A 17089-nucleotide genomic window follows, 5' to 3' on the forward strand; every position below is an offset into this window, starting at 1 on the left:
CGTGACCGACGCAAATGCAGCTGTTCCCAAGATCGTCCTGGAACTGACCGTTCGCAACCATCCGGGAGTGATGACCCACGTCTGCGGTCTTTTTGCGCGTCGCGCCTTCAACGTCGAGGGCATTCTCTGCATGCCCTTCGGCGACGGCAGCCAGAGCCGGATCTGGCTCCTCGTCCTCGACGACGACCGTCTGCCACAGATGATGAGGCAGGCCGAGAAGCTCGTCGATGTGCTCGAGCTGCGCTGCCATGGAACTGACCATTCGGTGTTCCAGAGGCTGGAGGAGTTCTTCGCGTAAAGGGCGCGCGGGCACGTCAGCGTGCCCGCGCTCAGCGTGGTCAGATGTCGCCGAGGATCGCGGTGCGCTTGGCCTTGAGTTCTTCGTCGTTGATCAGGCCTTGCTGGTGCATCTTCTGCAGAGTGCGCAGGCGTGCCTCCTGCTTGCCGTAGAAGGCTTCGTTGTCCGCGGGAGCTGCGGTGGGCGCCGTGGCCGGAACGGCCTGCGGGGCGGGCGAAGCGAGCGGGAAGGTATAGATCTTCGGAGCTTCGGCCGGCTTGCCGGCGAGCGGGAAGGTGTAGACCTTGGGCGCAGGCTTGGGCTCGATCTTGGGCGGAGTGATCGCGATCCAGTCGCTGCGCACGAGTTTCGCATCGCCCTTGGTGAGGCCGATGACCTTGACGTCGGCCGATGCTGAAGAGCGGTCGCCGGACAAGAAAGCAGGCGGGCGTTGCGAGCCGCGGCGCAGGTCGACGAGGAAGTCGTAATGCGCCATACCCAGCAGCACGTTGATCCGGCCGTCGGCGAAGAAGATCCGGCCGCTGTTGGCCAGAGTCGGTGAGATCAGCCCTGTTTCGTGCTCACCGGTGCTGATGAAGACGACATCCTGATCCGGGCCGGCCTTGGCCAGCGCGAGCGAGATCGCCAGCGAGAAGCGGCGGACCTCCGCTTCAGCGAATAGCGGACGGATCTGCCTGAAGGCCTGGATCTGGATCGAGGCGAGCGCGGCCGCTACCTGTTCGGTGCTGACCTGGGCGGGGTGGTCGTTCGGCGTTCCTGCGTGTCTCTCCAGTCTGACCTGGTCCCATTCGCCCCACTTGAGCGGCTGTGCCGGATTGGCCGCCCACTGCGTAATCCTGGCGCTGTCGTCTCCTCCCGAGAACAGCGAACTGAAGAAATTCGCCTGGCTGGTTGGCGCGGCGAGCGAGGCGAGCAGCGCGACGAGGAGGGCTGCTTTGTGGCGGGGAAACATCGATGAAGCTCCTTTGATTGGATGTGACGCGCGTTGTCCGTGGCCAGGCTCAGACTTCCAGTATTCCCTTGAGCGCAGCCCGCAGCACCACCGCCAGTGTGTCACGATCCATGTTCGGGTTGCGCAGGCCCTGCAGCGCGAGGCCGCTGAACAGCGCATCGAGAATGTTGGCCTGACTCTCGAGCAGTTTGGGGTCGAAGGCTTTGTCCGCGGTGTGGTAGGCCGAGATCAGCATCTCGCGTGAGCAGGACATGTGGTTTTCTTGCTCGCTGCGGATGATCGCGGCGATCTTCTCGTTGCGCGCAGCTTCGGCCGCGATTTCGATCAGCAGCGCGGCGTTCGGATCGTCGAGCACCTCGTCGATGACGCCGCGGTCGATCATCTCTATCATCGCCGCGAAACGGTCGCCGCTGTCGAGGCTCCGCTGTTCGATCTCGCGACCGATCTCGATTGCCCGCTGATTGTCGCGTTCGACGATCGCGGCGATGATCGCTTCCTTGTTTGCGAAGTAGTGATAGATGTGGCCGACGCTCATCCCTGCAGCCCGGGAAAGCTCGGCCATGCTGGTTCCATGGAAGCCGTGACGGCGGAAACAGGCCGAGGCGGCGTCAAGAACCTGGATCCGGCGCGCATCGGCCCGGCAGGTTTCTGTCTCTTTCTGTTCCTGAGGCTTGTCGCTCATCGTTTTCTCGTTAAGCATTCCGAAGTTGCAGTCAGTATTCTGCCCGGTTCGCTGGGCATCGTTCTTGATCATTACGGTCTTGTCTGCGGGGTGCAGAGTGTTGACCACCCTGAAAATCCTAGCATAGAATGAACGCTCGAACTAGATTGAGTGTTCGCTCAAATTACTCGTCGCCGCCAAATCTGCCCGCGCAGCCCACGGCGACGCCCCACAAAGAGAGAGGTTTTCATGCAAGTGCGTAGAACCAATGCGTTGCTCGCGACGAGTCTTGCCCTGATCGCAGGCGTTGGCACTCTGGCTGGATGCAGCCGTTCCGGTCACCCCGAAGGCGGGATGATGGGAGGGGGTGTTCCCGAAGTGGGGGTCGTGACCGTGACGCCGCAAAAAGTCACGCTGACCAGCGAGCTGGCGGGGCGCACTTCGCCTTACCAGATCGCGGAGATCCGTCCGCAGATCGGCGGCATCGTGCTCAAGCGGCAGTTCCGCGAAGGCGGCGACGTCAAGGCCGGCGAGGCGCTCTACCAGATCGACCCCGCCGTCTATGAGGCGACTCTGCATTCGGCGCAGGCTGCCCTCGCCAAGGCCGAAGCGAATCTCTCGAGTGCACGCAACAAGGCCGAGCGCTACAAGGCTCTGGTCGCGATCAAGGGCGTCAGCCAGCAGGATTACGACGATGCCGAGGCAGCCGCGAAGCAAGGCGTGGCCGATGTCGCCTCGGCGAAGGCCGCGCTCGACACGGCGCGGATCAATCTCGCGTACACCCGGGTCGCTTCGCCGATCTCGGGCCGCATCGGCAAGTCCTCGGTGACTCAGGGCGCGCTGGTTGCGGCCGGTCAGGCGACGGCGTTGGCGACGGTTCAACAGCTCGATCCGATCTACGTCGATGTGACCCAGTCGAGCGCCGATCTGCTGCGTCTGAAGCGCGAGCTCGCCAGTGGCAGCCTCAAGAGCGCGGGTGGCGGTGATGCGAGCGTCGGTCTGCTGCTCGAAGACGGCAGCCGCTATCCGCTCCGTGGCAAGCTGCAGTTCTCCGACGTCACCGTCGATCAGGGGACGGGCACAGTCACGCTGCGTGCGATCTTCCCGAACCCCAAGGGCGAGCTGCTGCCGGGCATGTATGTGCGCACCCAGCTCGACGAAGGTGTCGATGAGCAGGGCATCCTCGTGCCCCAGCAAGGGGTGACCCGCGACGAGAAGGGGCAGCCGTTGGCCATGGTGCTCGGTGCTGACGGCAAGGTCCAGCCGCGCATCCTGAAGCTGCGTCAGGCTTTGGGCGACAAGTGGGTGGTGTCCGAAGGCCTGAAGGCCGGCGACAAGCTGATCGTCGATGGACTGCAGAAGATTCGCCCCGGTGCTCCTGCCAAGGTCGCGGCCAACAAGCCCGCAGCTGCCCAACGCTGAGGATAGAGTTCCATGTCCCGTTTCTTTATTGAAAGACCTATTTTCGCGTGGGTGATCGCGATCGTGATCATGCTCGCCGGTGCTCTGGCGATCCGCACGCTCCCGATTTCCCAATATCCGCCGATCGCTCCGACCGCGGTGACGATCAGCGCCAACTACCCGGGCGCTTCGGCCAAGACGGTCGAAGACAGCGTGACCCAGGTGATCGAACAGAAGATGAAGGGTATCGATCACCTGACCTATATGTCCTCGACCAGCGATTCGACCGGCAGCGTCAGCATCACGCTGACCTTCGATGCCGGAACCAACCCGGACATCGCCCAGGTTCAGGTCCAGAACAAGCTCTCGCTGGCGACGCCTCTGCTGCCTCAGGAAGTGCAGAAGCAGGGCGTTCAGGTGGCCAAGTCTTCGAGCAACTTCCTGATGGTGCTCGGCTTCATCTCCGAAGACGGCAGCATGAGCGACATCGACCTCGGCGATTACGTCGCGGCCAACGTCCAGGACGTCATCGCGCGCGTCAACGGCGTCGGTGAGACGACGCTGTTTGGCACCCAGTATTCGATGCGTATCTGGCTGGATCCGGCGAAGCTGCAAAACTTCAAGCTGACGCCGGATGATGTCAGTGCCGCGATCTCCGCGCAGAACGCTCAGGTTTCGGCCGGTCAGCTCGGCGGAATGCCGGCGATCAAGGGGCAGCAGCTCAACGCGACGGTCTCGGCGCAGAGCCGGCTCTCCACGCCCGAGCAGTTCGGCGCGATCCTGATGAAGACCACCAGCGATGGCGCGGTGGTGCGTTTGCGCGACGTCGCGCGGATCGAGCTCGGCGGCGAGAGCTACAACATCGTTGCCCGCTTCAATGGCAAGCCGGCCACCGGTCTGGCGATCAAGCTCGCGACGGGCGCCAACGCGCTGGACACCGCGAATGCGGTCAAGGCCAAGGCAGCGGAGCTCGAAAAGTTCTTCCCGCACGGCATGAAGACGATCACGCCTTACGACACGACGCCTTTCGTCAAGATCTCGATCGAGGAAGTGGTCAAGACCCTGATCGAAGCGATTGCGCTGGTCTTCGTCGTGATGTACCTGTTCCTGCAGAACTTCCGCGCGACGCTGATCCCGACCATCGCTGTGCCTGTCGTGCTGCTCGGCACTTTCGGTGTGCTCTCGGCCTTCGGCTATTCGATCAACACGCTGACGATGTTCGGTATGGTGCTGGCGATCGGTCTGCTCGTCGACGATGCGATCGTCGTCGTCGAGAACGTCGAGCGTCTGATGTCCGAGGAAGGACTCCAGCCGGCCGAAGCGACGCGCACATCGATGCGCCAGATCACCGGTGCCCTGGTCGGTATCGCTCTGGTGCTCTCGGCCGTGTTCGTGCCGATGGCCTTCTTCGGCGGCTCGACCGGCGTCATCTATCGTCAGTTCTCGATCACGATCGTCTCGTCGATGGTGCTGTCGGTGATCGTCGCTCTGGTGCTGACTCCGGCGCTCTGCGCAACGATCCTCAAGCCCGTCGAGAAGGGGCACGTTGCCGGTGAGAACAGCGTGCTCGGTCGCTTCTTCGTCTGGTTCAACCGCGGCTTCGAGCGCACCAACAACGCGAGCCAAGGCATCGTCAGGCGCATGCTCGGCAAGACCCGCCGCTACATGTTCATCTATCTGCTGATCGTGCTGGGCCTCATCGCGCTCTTCATGCGCATGCCGACCGCCTTCCTGCCCGATGAAGACCAGGGCTTCATGCTGGTCCAGGCGCAGCTGCCGGCCGGTGCGACGACCGAGCGCACGCTCGAAGTGGTCAAGAAGGTCGAAGCCTACTTCCAGAACAACGAGAAGGAAGCGGCCAAGGACGTGTTTACGGTGACCGGTTTCAGCTTCGCCGGCCAGGGCCAGAACGCCGCGATGGGTTTCGTGAACCTGAAGGACTGGAGCGAGCGCAAGAGGCCTGATCTGAAGGTTGCCGCGGTGGCCGGTCGGGCAATGGGCGCTTTCTCGCAGATCCGCGATGCGATGGTCTTCGCCTTCGCGCCGCCGGCTGTCGTGGAAATGGGCAATGCGACCGGTTTCGACGCACAGTTGGTCGACCGCGGTGGTCTGGGACACGAGGCCTTGATGGGCGCGCGCAACCAGCTGCTCGGCATGGCGGCGCAGAACCCTAACCTGATGGCGGTTCGCCCGAACGGCCAGGAGGACACGCCGGAATTCAAGATCGACATCGATCAGGCCAAGGCCCGCGCGTTGGGTCTGAGCCTCGCCGATATCAATTCGACGATCAGCTCGGCCTGGGGTAGCGCCTACGTCAATGACTTCATCGACAAGGGGCGGGTCAAGAAGGTCTATCTGCAGGGCGATGCGCCGTCGCGGATGCTGCCCGAGGATCTGTCGAAGTGGCATGTGCGCAACGCGAGCGGCCAGATGGTGCCTTTCTCGTCCTTCGCGACTTCACACTGGATCTATGCGTCGCCGCGCCTTGAGCGCTACAACGGTTCGCCTTCGGTCGAAATCCTCGGCCAGCCGACCCCGGGCAAGAGCTCGGGCGATGCGATGGCCGCGATCGAAGAGATCGCCGCGAAGCTGCCGCCGGGAATCGGTATCGAATGGACAGGTTTGTCCTACCAGGAGCGGATGTCCGGAGCCCAGGCGCCGGCGCTCTATGCGATTTCGATGCTGGTCGTTTTCCTGTGTCTGGCGGCCCTCTATGAGAGCTGGTCCATCCCGGTCTCGGTGATGCTGGTCGTGCCTCTGGGCGTGATCGGAGCTCTGCTCGCCGCGAGTGCCCGGGGCCTGTCGAACGACGTCTACTTCCAGGTCGGCCTGCTGACCACGATCGGTCTGTCGGCGAAGAACGCGATCCTGATCGTCGAATTCGCGAAGGCCCAGATGGAGCATGGCGCCACGTTGATCGAAGCCTCGGTCGAAGCGGTGCGTCTGCGCCTGCGGCCTATCGTGATGACTTCGCTCGCCTTCATCCTCGGCGTGCTGCCGCTGGCGATCAGCAGCGGCGCGGGTTCCGGCGCTCAGAACGACATCGGTACCGGCGTGATGGGCGGGATGTTCACGGCGACCGTGCTCGCGGTGTTCTTCGTCCCGGTCTTCTTCGTCGTCGTTCGCCGTCTGTTCCGCGAACACCACGAGCCCAAGACGTCTCAATCCTCTGCTCAGCTGGAGAAGCACTGACATGCGCAAGATAGAAATTCTGACCACGCTGGCGGCGCTGACTCTGGCCGGCTGCGGCACTCTGGCGCCTGACTACCAGCGACCCGCCGCCCCGGTGGCGGCCCAGTGGAGCGTGCCCGGTCCGGCTCAGGGCAAGAGCGCCGCCGATCTCGCCTGGCAGGACTTCTTCATCGATCAGGGTTTGCGAAACCTGATCGCCGAAGCCCTCGCCAACAACCGCGATCTGCGCGTGGCCACGCTCAGCATCGAGAAGGCGCGCGCCCAGTACCAGATCCAGCGCGCGAGCCTGCTGCCCAGCATCGCGGCGACGGGGACCGATTCGAACCAGCGCCTGCCCGCCGACCTGTCCTCGACCGGACAGGCGATGATCAGTCGCAGCGCCAGCGTCGGCGTCGGCTTCTCGGCCTATGAGCTGGACTTGTTCGGCCGCGTGCGCAGCCTGAAGGATCAGGCGCTGCAGCAGTTCTTCGCGACCGAGGAAGCTCGGCGCAGCACCCAGATCAGCCTCGTCGCCGAAGTCGCTTCAGCGTGGCTGACCCTGGCGTCCGATCATGAACGCCTGGAGCTGACCCGCAAGACTCTGGAGAGCCAGCAGGCTTCCTATGATCTGGCGAAGCGCCGTTACGAGCTGGGTGCGTCGTCCGAACTGGATCTGCGCCAGGCCCAGACCAGCGTCGATTCGGCCAGGGTTTCGCTCGCTCAGCTGACGAGCCAGCTTGAACTCGACCGCAATGCGCTGACCCTGCTGGTCGGGCGTCCGCTCCAGGACTCCGAACTGCCGACAGCGCCGCTCGCGGCTGTCAGCGCTTTGGACGAACTCGACGCCGGAGTGCCTTCCGAAGTGCTGCAGAAGCGGCCCGATGTGCTTCAGGCCGAACACAGCCTGCAGGCCGCCAATGCCGATATCGGAGCCGCGCGCGCGGCCTTCTTCCCGAGCATCACGCTGACCGCTTCGGCCGGCACGGCGAGCAGCCAGCTCAGCGGTCTGTTCAAGGCCGGCTCGGGCACCTGGTCCTTCGCGCCGCAGATCAATCTGCCCCTCTTCACCGGCGGGCGCAATGTCGCCAACCTGAAGGCAGTCAAGGTCGAACGCGAAATCCAGGTCGCCACTTACGAGAAGGCGATACAGACGGCTTTCCGCGAAGTCGCGGATGCGCTGGCCCAACGCGCGACGCTGGCGGATCAGCTTGCCGCCCAGACTTCGCTGAACGAAGCCAGCGAGGTGAGCTTCAGCCTCGCCGAAGCGCGCTACAAGAACGGCGTTGCGAGCCATCTGGAAGTGCTTGACGCGCAGCGTACGCTCTACGCCGCACAGCAGAACCTCGTGGCGACGCGCCTCGCGCTGCTCGCCAATCAGGTCACGCTGTACAAGGTGCTCGGCGGCGGCTGGAAGGGCGACGCGCATCATGACTGACTGCGGGGAAGCCGCTAACGACTCCCGTATTGGCTGGGCGCTGAGACTGGTCAGCGCTCCGCCGCTCGTCGAAATCCGCGATGTGAGCTTCTCCTACGGGGGCCGGCAAGTGCTGAGCGGCGTGAATCTGACGATTCCGCGCGGCAAGGTCGTCGCGATCATGGGCGGGAGCGGCTCGGGCAAGACGACGCTGCTGTCGCTGATGGGCGGTCAGCTCAAGCCGCAGGCGGGCACGGTGTCGGTCGATGGCCGCGATGTCGCGTCGCTCGCGCACGACGCGCTCTACGCGCTGCGCCGGCGCATGGGCATGCTGTTCCAGTTCGGCGCGCTGTTCACGGACCTGTCGGTCTTCGACAACGTCGCGTTCCCGCTGCGCGAGCACACGGGCCTGCCCGAGGAGCTGATCCGCGATCTGGTGCTGATGAAGCTGCACGCGGTGGGGCTGCGCGGGGCGGCGGCGTTGCGCCCCTCCGAACTCTCGGGCGGCATGGCGCGGCGTGTCGCGCTGGCGCGGGCGACCGCGCTGGACCCGATGCTGATGATGTACGACGAGCCGTTCGCGGGTCTGGATCCGATCTCGCTGGGCGTGATCGGCCAGCTGATCCGCCGGCTCAACGACGCGCTGGGTGCGGCCTCGGTGCTGGTCACGCACGACGTGTTCGAATCGCTGGCGATCGTCGATTACGTCTACTTCATCGGGGAAGGCAAAGTGGTCGCCGAAGGCACGCCGGACGAGATCCGCGCCTCGACCGATCCGTATGTGCATCAGTTCGTGCATTCGGAAGCCGACGGCCCGGTGCGGTTTCACTATCCCGCGCCTTCTTACCGGGATGCGCTGCTGGGAGGGCGGGCATGAGCGGACGTTTCGATTTTGGCGCGGGCGCGCTGACCCGGCTGGGCGCCTGGGCCGTGGACGGAGTCTGGCGGGTCGGTTTCGCGACCCGTTTCCTCGGTATGCTGCTGGTCTATTCGGGGCAGAGCCTGAGGCGCTTCCGGGCGCTGACGATGCGCGAGATCTACATGAGCGGCTTGCTCTCGCTGCAGATCATTACCGTCTCGGGCTTGTTCATCGGACTCGTACTAGGGCTGCAAGGCTACGAGATCTTGCAGCGCTACGGTTCGAGCGAGGCGCTGGGCGTGATGGTGTCGCTGTCCTTGATCCGTGAGCTGGGGCCGGTCGTCGCGGCGCTCTTGTTCGCGAGTCGGGCCGGCACCGCGGTGACGGCCGAGATCGGGCTGATGAAGACGACCGAGCAGCTCAAGGCGATGGACATGATGGCGGTCAATCCGCTGGCGCGGGTCATCGCGCCGCGCTTCTGGGGCGGGGTGATCTCGATGCCGCTGCTGGCGGCGCTGTTCTCGGCGATGGGCGTGTTCGGCGGCTGGCTGATCGGCGTCGTGCTGATCGGCGTCGATAACGGCGCGTTCTGGTCGCAGATGCAGAGTTCGGTGGATTTTCGCTACGACGTGCTCAACGGCGTGATCAAGAGCGGCGTGTTCGGCGTCGCGGTCGCGCTGATCTCGGTGTTCGAAGGCTGGGACTGCGTGCCGACCGCCGAGGGGATCTCGCGCGCGATCACGCGCACCGTGGTCAGTTCGTCGCTGGCGATCCTCGGGCTCGACTTCGTGCTGACCTCGTTCATGTTCCGGGGCTAGCGCGCGCGGAAGGTTTTCGCGCTCCGGCGAGGGCCGGGGCGGGTTTCAATTTTGATGGGGTTTGAACGATGAATCGTTCCAGAATCGACCTGGGGGTCGGCATTTTCGTGGCCATAGGCATCGTGGCGCTGCTGTTCCTGGCGCTCAAGGTGGGCAACCTGGGCGGCGAGAAGCTGCGCGATACCTATGAGCTGACCGCGAACTTTGACAACATCGGCGGTCTGAAGGCGAGGGCGCCGGTCAAGGCCTCGGGCGTGCTGGTCGGGCGGGTCACCGAGATCCACTACGACCGCGAGAAGTTCCAGGCCAAAGTGGTGCTGAAGGTGGATGGGCGCTATCGTTTCCCGAAGGACACCTTCGCGACGATCAACACCTCGGGCCTGCTCGGCGAGCAGTACGTCGGGCTGGAGCCGGGTGGCGACGAGAAGGATCTGGCGCCGGGCGAGACGATCACGAAGACGCAGTCTGCGGTCGTGCTCGAGAAGCTGATCAGCCGCTTCATGTTCGACAAGGCCGCCGAAGGGGGTTCTAGCGCAGGCAGCGCGGAGAAGGTGCAATGAGCGGCGACTCTGCAGGCAAGCTCGAGTTCCGCGGCCCGGTGACGCTGGCGACCGCGGCGGATCTGACCCGGCGCATCGCCGCTGCGACCCGTCATTCGGCCTCTCTGACGCTCGATCTGTCCGCCGCGGGGCCGCTCGATTCATCGGCGCTGGCGATGATCCTCTCCGCTTTGCGCCGGGTGCGCAAGCTGCGCGTGCAGGCTTGTCCGCCTCAACTGCATGCGCTCGCTGCGCTCTACGGCCTCGAAGAGCTGCTGGTCGCAGAAACTGTCGCAGGCTGATCCACTGCGGGGCTGCGCCGGCGGTCGACGAAGAAGCTGCTGCCCGGCATCCGCTTGGCGCGGTGCTTGACCTCGGCCGCGGTCGCGGAGACTCCGACGTGGTTGGGGTGGCTTCCGGGCGCAACCGGCACGACGCCGGCACTGAGCGTCACGAGCGGGTGAAATACCGCTTCGCCCCGCCTGTCCTGGGCGACATAGCCGCCCTCTTGGCGGTGTTTCTCGTCGAAAAATGCCCAAGCTGTCCGGTCGAACTCGGACAGCGCTGCGCTGACCCGCGCTTCCCAGTCGGAGGAGCGGAAGATCACGACGAAGTCGTCGCCGCCGATGTGTCCGAGGAAATCGAGATCCTCATCGCTGGCGCCGGCAAGAACCCGAGCGGTCATCTGGATCAGATCGTCGCCGCGCCGGTAGCCGTAGATGTCGTTGAAGGGTTTGAAGTTGTCCAGGTCGAAGTAGGCGACGACAAAGTGGGTCTGCTGCTCGATCAAGGAATCCACATAATCGTGAATCGGCACATTGCCGGGCAGCAGGGTCAGCGGGTTGGCGTAGCGGGCCGTGTGGATCTGGATCTCGGTGATCGCGCGCATCAGGTCGGCGATCGAGCCCATGCCGGCGAACTCGCTGCCCTGGGTCACGATGAAACCGTCCGTGTAGTGGCGCACATCGGTCGCGACGACCGCTTCGCTCATCGTCTGCAGGCTGGTTCCGGCATCGAAGATCAGCGGTGCATCGATCATCAGCGCGGTACAGGGCCGGCGCCCGTAGAGCTCGCGCATATAGGGTCGGGACATCCTCTCCATCACGTCGAGACGACGCAGCAGGCCGATCGGACGGCCTGCCGCATCGAGCGCAGGAAGGCAGTTGAGCTGGGCCTGCTCCGTGAACATCTGATAGACGGTGAGGCAGGAGGCTGCCGCGGTGATGGTCGGCACCTGCTGGGCCAGCGCCGCCGCCGTGCGCGAACGCCCCTCGGCAGAAGGCAAGGTCAGGGAGCGGGCAGGGCGGATGCGCTTGAGGATCTGTGGCGACAGGCTTGCCGCCGGGCTCGGATGAGGGCGGGCAAAGAGGTAGCCCTGAACGATCGTGAAGCCGATGTCCTGCAGCACGCTCAACTCGTCGGCCGATTCGACGCCTTCGGCGATGATCTTCGCTTCGGCTTCGCGGGCGATTGCGGACAGGGCGCGAACGAACTGCTGCTTGAGCGGATCGCGGTGCAGGCCTTCGATGAAGTAGCGGTCGACCTTGACGAAGTCGGGTCTCGACTCGACCCAGCGCTTCAGGCTCGAGAAACCTTCGCCCAGATCGTCGATCGCGAGTTCGAAGCCGGCCGTGCGCAGCAGCGTGAAGCAGCGGCGCAGCCGCGCGTAGTCCTTGACGGGTTGGTTCTCGGTCAGCTCGACGACGATGCGGCGGGGCGCGAGGCCGATCTCGGCGAGTTCGGCCAGGATCAGGGGCCAGCGCTGTTCCAGCCCGGCCATCAGCACGTCGGAGCTGACATTGACGAAAATCTGGCCAGGCAGATCGAGTTCGACGAAGCGGTGAACGACAGTGCGCAGAGCGCACCTTTCCATCTGGGCACGCAATCCGCAGCGCTGCGCGGCTTCGAAGAGCGCCGGAGGCGAATGCAGGCAGCTGTCGGACGGGCCGCGGATCAAGGCTTCAAAACCGAGGATGGCCCCGCCCTGAAGATCGACGATGGGCTGGAAGTGTGCGGTGAGCGCGCGGGTCTTGATGATCTGCAGCAGCTCCTGGCCTTGATCGTCCAGAGGGTCGAATGTCGGGGATTCTTGTGTGAGCATGGCACGACTTCCTGAGTGGCTGACTCAAGTGTCGTGCGCGGATGTTGCGGAAGGGTTAAGCCCGGGCCGGGAAGGGCGCAATGCCCTCCCTGACACAGGAATTGACGTTTCTGACGTGTTCAGACGGCTTCGTTCGCGACGGCGCGCGCGCCGAACTTGCGGCGCAGCCAGGCGCTGAAATCGTCCAGATACGTATAGACGACCGGCACGACGATCAGCGTCAGCAGGGTCGAGGCGATCACGCCGCCGATCACCGCGTGGGCCATCGGTGCGCGCTGCTCGCCGCCTTCGCCCAGACCCAGCGCGAGCGGCATCATGCCGAAGATCATCGCGAACGTCGTCATCATGATCGGACGCAAGCGGGTCCGGCCCGCATCGACGATCGCTTGGGCACGCGCTTCTCCGCGCTTTTGCGCCTGTTCGACGAAGTCGACGAGCAGGATTGCGTTCTTCGTGACGAGGCCCATCAACATGATGATGCCGATGATCGAGAACATATTCAGCGTGCTGCGCGCGATGAGCAGCCCGAGGAAGACGCCGATCAGCGACAGCGGCAGCGAGGTCATGATCGCGAGCGGATGCAGGAAGCTGCCGAACTGCGAGGCGAGGATCATGTAGATGAAGATCACCGCGAGCGCGAGGGCCGACAGCGCATAGCCGAAGGACTCGTTCATGCTCTCGTTGGCGCCAGCCGTCTCGATCCGGTAGCCGGGAGGCAGGGTCATGCTGTCGGCGATCTTCTTGACGTCCTGACCGACTTCGCCGGCCGAACGGCCCGACACGTTTGCGGTCACGGAGATGTCCCGGGTCAGGTTCTTCCGGTTGATGCGAACCGGAGAGCGCCCTTCGACGACTTTCGCGACCTGAGAGAGCGCGATCATGTAGGGCAGGCCGGTCGCCGTGTCGGTTCGGTTGCTGGCCATCCACAGCTGGTCGAGGTCGTTCCCGTTGCGGCGCAGCTCGGCCGGCAGGCGGACTTTCACATCGTAGGTTTCACCGTCCGGCGCCTGCCAGCTCGTCGCGGCGTCGCCTTCGATGAAGGGGCGCAAGGTGTTGCCGACCCGCTCGACCGACAGCCCCAGATCTGCCGCCGCAGTCCGGTCGACGCGGATCTCCAGCGTTGTCCTCGCCGAGTCGTTCGAAGTCTGCACGTCCACGGTGTTCGGCACCTTGCGAATGCGCTCGACGAGCTGCTGCGAGATGTTCTGCAGCACCCGGGTGTCCTCGCCCTGGACGCTGAGCCAGATCGGTGAGCCGCCACCGTCTCCGCCTCCGGCCTGCAGGTTCTTCAGCTCGACGCCGCCGACTTTGAGCAGCGCTTCGCGCAGGCGCTTGAGCATCGCGTCCTGGCCGTCGCGGCGCTCCTTGCGCGGAACGAGCTTGATCGACAGCCCGATCAACTCAGAGCCGGTTGCCCAGCCGTTCGAGCTGATCGTAATGTAGGTGCGCTTGACCTCGGGGAACTTGCGCAGCAACGCGTCGATCTGTTTCGTCTTGCCCAGCGTGTAAGTGAGGCTCGATCCGGTCGGAGTTTCCAGGTTACCGTTGATGTCGCCATAGTCGGCGCTCGGGATGAACTCGGAACCGACGAAGCGCAGCAGGAAGAAGCTGCCGATGAAAGTCGCGCCCGCTAGGGCCAGCACCGTCTTGCGTCGCGCCAGCGCCCAGCCGATCAGCCGTCCATAGGTCTCGGCGATCGCGTCCTGCAGGCGGCCAAACGCATTCAGCGCGCGCCCGATCGGCCCACCGTGCGCGGCATCGCCGTGCGCGTGAGGGTCCTTCCAGACCGATGAGAGCATCGGATCCAGCGTGAAGCTGACGAACATCGATAGCATCACCGCAGCGGCGACGGTCAGGCCGAACTGGTAGAAGTACTTGCCGATCACGCCGCCCATGAAGCCGACCGGCAGGAAGACTGCGACGATCGTCAGCGTCGTCGCGAGCACGGCGAGGCCGATCTCCTTCGTGCCATCCATCGCCGCATCGAAAGGCGACTTGCCGCGCAGCGCATGGCGGACGATGTTCTCGCGGACGACGATCGCATCGTCGATCAGAAGGCCGATGCACAGCGACAGCGCGAGCAGCGTCATCATGTTCAGGCTGAAGCCCAGCGCCCGGATCATGAAGATCGTGCCGAGCAGTGCGAGCGGCAGGGTCAGGCCCGTGATCACGGTGCTGCGCCAGGAACCGAGGAACAGGAAAACGATGAACACGGTCAGCGCCGCGCCTTCGAGCAGCGTCACTTCGACGTCGTCGAGCGCGTTGCGGATCTCGGTCGAATCGTCCGAGATGATGTCCAGGCTCATCCCTTCGGGCAGTTCCTTGTTCAGCTTTTCGATCGCCTTGTGGATGCCGTCGGCGGTCTCGACCGTGTTCGTCCCTGATACCTTGTAGACGTCGATCGACAGCGCGGTCTTGCCGTTGATCAGCGCCAGCGAGGTCGGCTCGGCTTCGCCGTCCCGAACCTGGGCGACGTCGCGCAGGCGGATCTGTGCGTCGCCGCGCTGGGCGAGCACGATGTCCTGGAAGGTCAGCGGGTCAGCGAGCCGGCCCTCGACCTGAACCATCATCTCCTGGCGCGGATTCTTCAGCGCGCCGGCCGGCAGCAGCTGGTTTTCGCGCTTTAACGCATCGGTGATCTGTTCGACGCCGATATTCAGCGCCCTCATCCGGAACGGGTCGAGCTGAATCTGGATTTCGCGCGGCACGGCGCCGACCAGCGAGGCCCGGCCGACGCCCTTGACGGTCTGCAGACGTTTCAGGACCAGGCGTTGAGCTCGGTCGGTCATCTCTCGTCCGCTGTGCCGGTCCGAGATCAGGCTCAGCGACATGATCGGCTGCTCGTCGGGGCCGAAGCGCGACAGCACGGTCTGCTTGACCTCATCGCGCAGCGAAGGCCTGACCTGGGCGAGCTTGTCGCGCACGTCGGCGACGGCCTTGTCCGCATCGACGTCCAGCTCGAATTCGACGAAGACCAGCGACAGCGACTGGTAGGAGCGCGAGGTGACCCGCTTGACGCCGGCCAGCGTGTTCATCGCCTCTTCGATCTTGCGCGAGACTTCGACCTCGACGACTTCTGGTGTCGCGCCGGGGTAGGTGGTCTGTAGCGCGACGGCCGGGTACTTGATGTCCGGCATCGCTTCGACGGTTAGCTGTTTGTATGAAAACAGGCCCAGCACGGCGAGGCACAGCATCAGCATCGCCGCGAACACCGGGTTGCGGATCGAGATTCGGGTCAGCCACATGGTCGGCTCTCCTGTCAGGCTGCCGGTACGACGCGCACGGGTTGGGTCTCAACAGCGCCCTTGAGCGGCATTGCGATGATCTGCTCGCCCCCCTTCAGGCCGCGGGTAACCCGCACTTCGTCGGCGCTGATCCGCTCGAAGCTGACTTCCTGCCAGGCGAGCTTGCCGGCGCGGATCGTCCAGACCCCGTGGCTCTTTGGTTTAAGCTGGATCGCGGTGGCCGGTAGCCGGATCTCGTCCTCGGGCGCGCCAGTCTCGATCTCGCCGCTGACGAACAGCCCCGCCTTGAGCTGCTTGTCCGGATTGTCGACCGCGACATAGGCGAGCACGCTGCGCGTTCCGGCCTGCACGCTCGGGTTGATACGGACCAGCTTTCCTTCAAAGACCTTGTCCCCATAGCCTTCGGTGCGGAAATGGACGCGCTGGCCGACCGCGAGCCGCGCGAGGTGCTGGCTCGGGAGGCTCGCTTCGATCTCAAGGTGGCGCAGATCGACCAGAGTGAAGAGCTTGCGGTTGGGCTCGACCCACTGGCCGGGTTCTACCTGGCGACTCGCGACCGCGCCGGCGAAAGGCGCGACGATCTTCGCGTCGCGCAGCGAACGCTGCAGGATTGCGAGCTGGGAACGCTGCGCATCGACGGCGGCGCGACGCTCGGCGTATCCGCCCAAGGTGTTGTCGTAGGCGTTCTTCGAGATGAAGTTCTGCTCGAGCAGCGTGTGATTGGAGTTGCGGCTTCGTTCGGCGACGCGCATCTGCTCTTCGGCACTGGCCAGAGCGGCTGAGCGTTCAGCGATGCGGGCCTTGAGGTCGGCTTCGTCGAGGCGGGCGAGCACCTGGCCGGCCGTGACATCGTCGCCCGCCCGCACCTGTACTTCGCTGACCCGGCCTTCAAAGGTGTTGTTCAGCTGAACCTGGGTGATCGGATTGAGCAGGCCGGAGATCGGGAGCACGCGAGCGACCGGCTTGACCGAGACCTGCAGCACGTCGTTCGGTGAGAAGTCGAGCTGCGCGGGTTTGCTCGAAGGTTTGGCGTGAGCTGCGGCCGGAGCACTGCCACTGAACGCGTAGATCAGGCCTGCGACAAGCGCCGTGCACGACAGCGCAATGGCGGCGAGCCAAGGTCGTCTGATACCACGAGGGAATGTGTACATGACAAACCGATCCGGTAGGAGTGGAATTGGCCCGGATTCTAGGCGCCCGAAGCGCCGGCAGTTTGTCGGGTTTGTGTCACCGCCGGGTGGGTGGTGCGGGTTTTTTGCCTCCGAAATGCAAAAAGGGCAGCCCGCTGGGCTGCCCTTTTTACGATATTGGTGCCGGTGAGAAGAGTCGAACTCCCGACCTTCGCATTACGAATGCGCTGCTCTACCAACTGAGCTACACCGGCAATATTGCGTCTCAAACCGGGGTGTGTCCCGCAGCAGAGAAGCCCCGAATCATACACGAGAAAATCGCTGTCGCGCAAGCGCTAAAAAACGGGCGGATTTTTTTCAAAACAGCGACCGATTCTGATCAGAATGCGCCGGAGTGGGGAAGGGGTGAAGTGTTGCCGATTCGGTTGAAGTTTCTGCACTTTATTGGTGCAGAATGTCATTTTTGTGCATGATTTGGCTTGTTCGCATGGGTTTCTTGT

13 protein-coding genes and 1 tRNA gene are annotated in these 17089 nt (G+C 64.2%); 8 read left to right on the forward strand and 6 right to left on the reverse strand.

Annotated features, from left to right (window positions below):
* Position 1: 1 nt before the first annotated feature.
* On the forward strand, positions 2 to 298 hold the full coding sequence (gene ilvN, locus ACHFB9_RS07805; RefSeq protein ID WP_417070862.1) for an acetolactate synthase small subunit: 297 nt from the start codon (positions 2 to 4) through the stop codon (positions 296 to 298).
* 40 nt (positions 299 to 338) lie between these two features.
* Here the strand turns inward: ilvN and ACHFB9_RS07810 are convergent, their stop codons facing one another.
* Positions 339 to 1250 carry an SHOCT domain-containing protein gene (locus ACHFB9_RS07810; RefSeq protein WP_417070863.1) on the reverse strand — a complete coding sequence of 304 codons (912 nt, stop codon included), beginning with the start codon at positions 1248 to 1250 and terminating at the stop codon, positions 339 to 341.
* Positions 1251 to 1299: 49 nt separating this feature from the next.
* The gene (locus tag ACHFB9_RS07815; protein WP_417070865.1) at positions 1300 to 1932 is read right to left on the reverse strand and encodes a TetR/AcrR family transcriptional regulator; all 633 of its coding nucleotides are present in this window, start codon (positions 1930 to 1932) and stop codon (positions 1300 to 1302) included.
* 228 nt (positions 1933 to 2160) lie between these two features.
* Here ACHFB9_RS07815 and ACHFB9_RS07820 point away from each other — a divergent pair, with 228 nt between their 5' ends.
* The 7 genes from ACHFB9_RS07820 to ACHFB9_RS07850 all read left to right on the forward strand — a co-directional run bounded on the left by ACHFB9_RS07820 (position 2161) and on the right by ACHFB9_RS07850 (position 10415).
* On the forward strand, positions 2161 to 3333 hold the full coding sequence (locus ACHFB9_RS07820; RefSeq protein ID WP_417070867.1) for an efflux RND transporter periplasmic adaptor subunit: 1173 nt from the start codon (positions 2161 to 2163) through the stop codon (positions 3331 to 3333).
* Between the two features lie 12 nt (positions 3334 to 3345).
* The gene (locus tag ACHFB9_RS07825; protein ID WP_417070868.1) at positions 3346 to 6504 is read left to right on the forward strand and encodes an efflux RND transporter permease subunit; all 3159 of its coding nucleotides are present in this window, start codon (positions 3346 to 3348) and stop codon (positions 6502 to 6504) included.
* 1 nt (position 6505) lies between these two features.
* The gene (gene adeC / locus ACHFB9_RS07830) at positions 6506 to 7918 is read left to right on the forward strand and encodes an AdeC/AdeK/OprM family multidrug efflux complex outer membrane factor (protein ID WP_417070870.1); all 1413 of its coding nucleotides are present in this window, start codon (positions 6506 to 6508) and stop codon (positions 7916 to 7918) included.
* A complete protein-coding gene (locus ACHFB9_RS07835) occupies positions 7911 to 8774 on the forward strand; it encodes an ABC transporter ATP-binding protein (RefSeq protein WP_417070872.1) in 864 nt (287 codons plus the stop codon). Before adeC ends, ACHFB9_RS07835 begins: the two co-directional genes overlap by 8 nt.
* On the forward strand, positions 8771 to 9574 hold the full coding sequence (gene mlaE / locus ACHFB9_RS07840) for a lipid asymmetry maintenance ABC transporter permease subunit MlaE (protein ID WP_417070874.1): 804 nt from the start codon (positions 8771 to 8773) through the stop codon (positions 9572 to 9574). Before ACHFB9_RS07835 ends, mlaE begins: the two co-directional genes overlap by 4 nt.
* A gap of 68 nt (positions 9575 to 9642) precedes the next feature.
* Positions 9643 to 10134, forward strand: coding sequence for an outer membrane lipid asymmetry maintenance protein MlaD (gene mlaD, locus ACHFB9_RS07845; protein ID WP_417070876.1), 492 nt, complete (start codon positions 9643 to 9645; stop codon positions 10132 to 10134).
* Entirely contained in the window at positions 10131 to 10415 is a 285-nt protein-coding gene (locus ACHFB9_RS07850) for an STAS domain-containing protein (protein ID WP_417070877.1), read from the forward strand. The genes mlaD and ACHFB9_RS07850 overlap by 4 nt, the downstream gene beginning before the upstream one ends.
* Here ACHFB9_RS07850 and ACHFB9_RS07855 read toward each other — a convergent pair.
* From ACHFB9_RS07855 to ACHFB9_RS07870, 4 genes are all read right to left on the reverse strand, one after another.
* Complete coding sequence (locus ACHFB9_RS07855) at positions 10370 to 12214, reverse strand: GGDEF domain-containing protein (protein ID WP_417070879.1); 1845 nt, start codon at positions 12212 to 12214, stop codon at positions 10370 to 10372. The genes ACHFB9_RS07850 and ACHFB9_RS07855 overlap by 46 nt on opposite strands.
* Positions 12215 to 12333: 119 nt before the next feature.
* On the reverse strand, positions 12334 to 15459 hold the full coding sequence (locus tag ACHFB9_RS07860) for an efflux RND transporter permease subunit (RefSeq protein WP_417070881.1): 3126 nt from the start codon (positions 15457 to 15459) through the stop codon (positions 12334 to 12336).
* A gap of 14 nt (positions 15460 to 15473) precedes the next feature.
* The gene (locus ACHFB9_RS07865; protein ID WP_417070882.1) at positions 15474 to 16610 is read right to left on the reverse strand and encodes an efflux RND transporter periplasmic adaptor subunit; all 1137 of its coding nucleotides are present in this window, start codon (positions 16608 to 16610) and stop codon (positions 15474 to 15476) included.
* A gap of 157 nt (positions 16611 to 16767) precedes the next feature.
* Positions 16768 to 16843: transfer RNA gene (locus tag ACHFB9_RS07870), tRNA-Thr, on the reverse strand.
* Positions 16844 to 17089: the final 246 nt, after the last annotated feature.

It is taken from the genome of Niveibacterium terrae (assembly GCF_048213115.1).
GTDB classification, from domain to species: Bacteria; Pseudomonadota; Gammaproteobacteria; order Burkholderiales; family Rhodocyclaceae; genus Niveibacterium; species Niveibacterium terrae.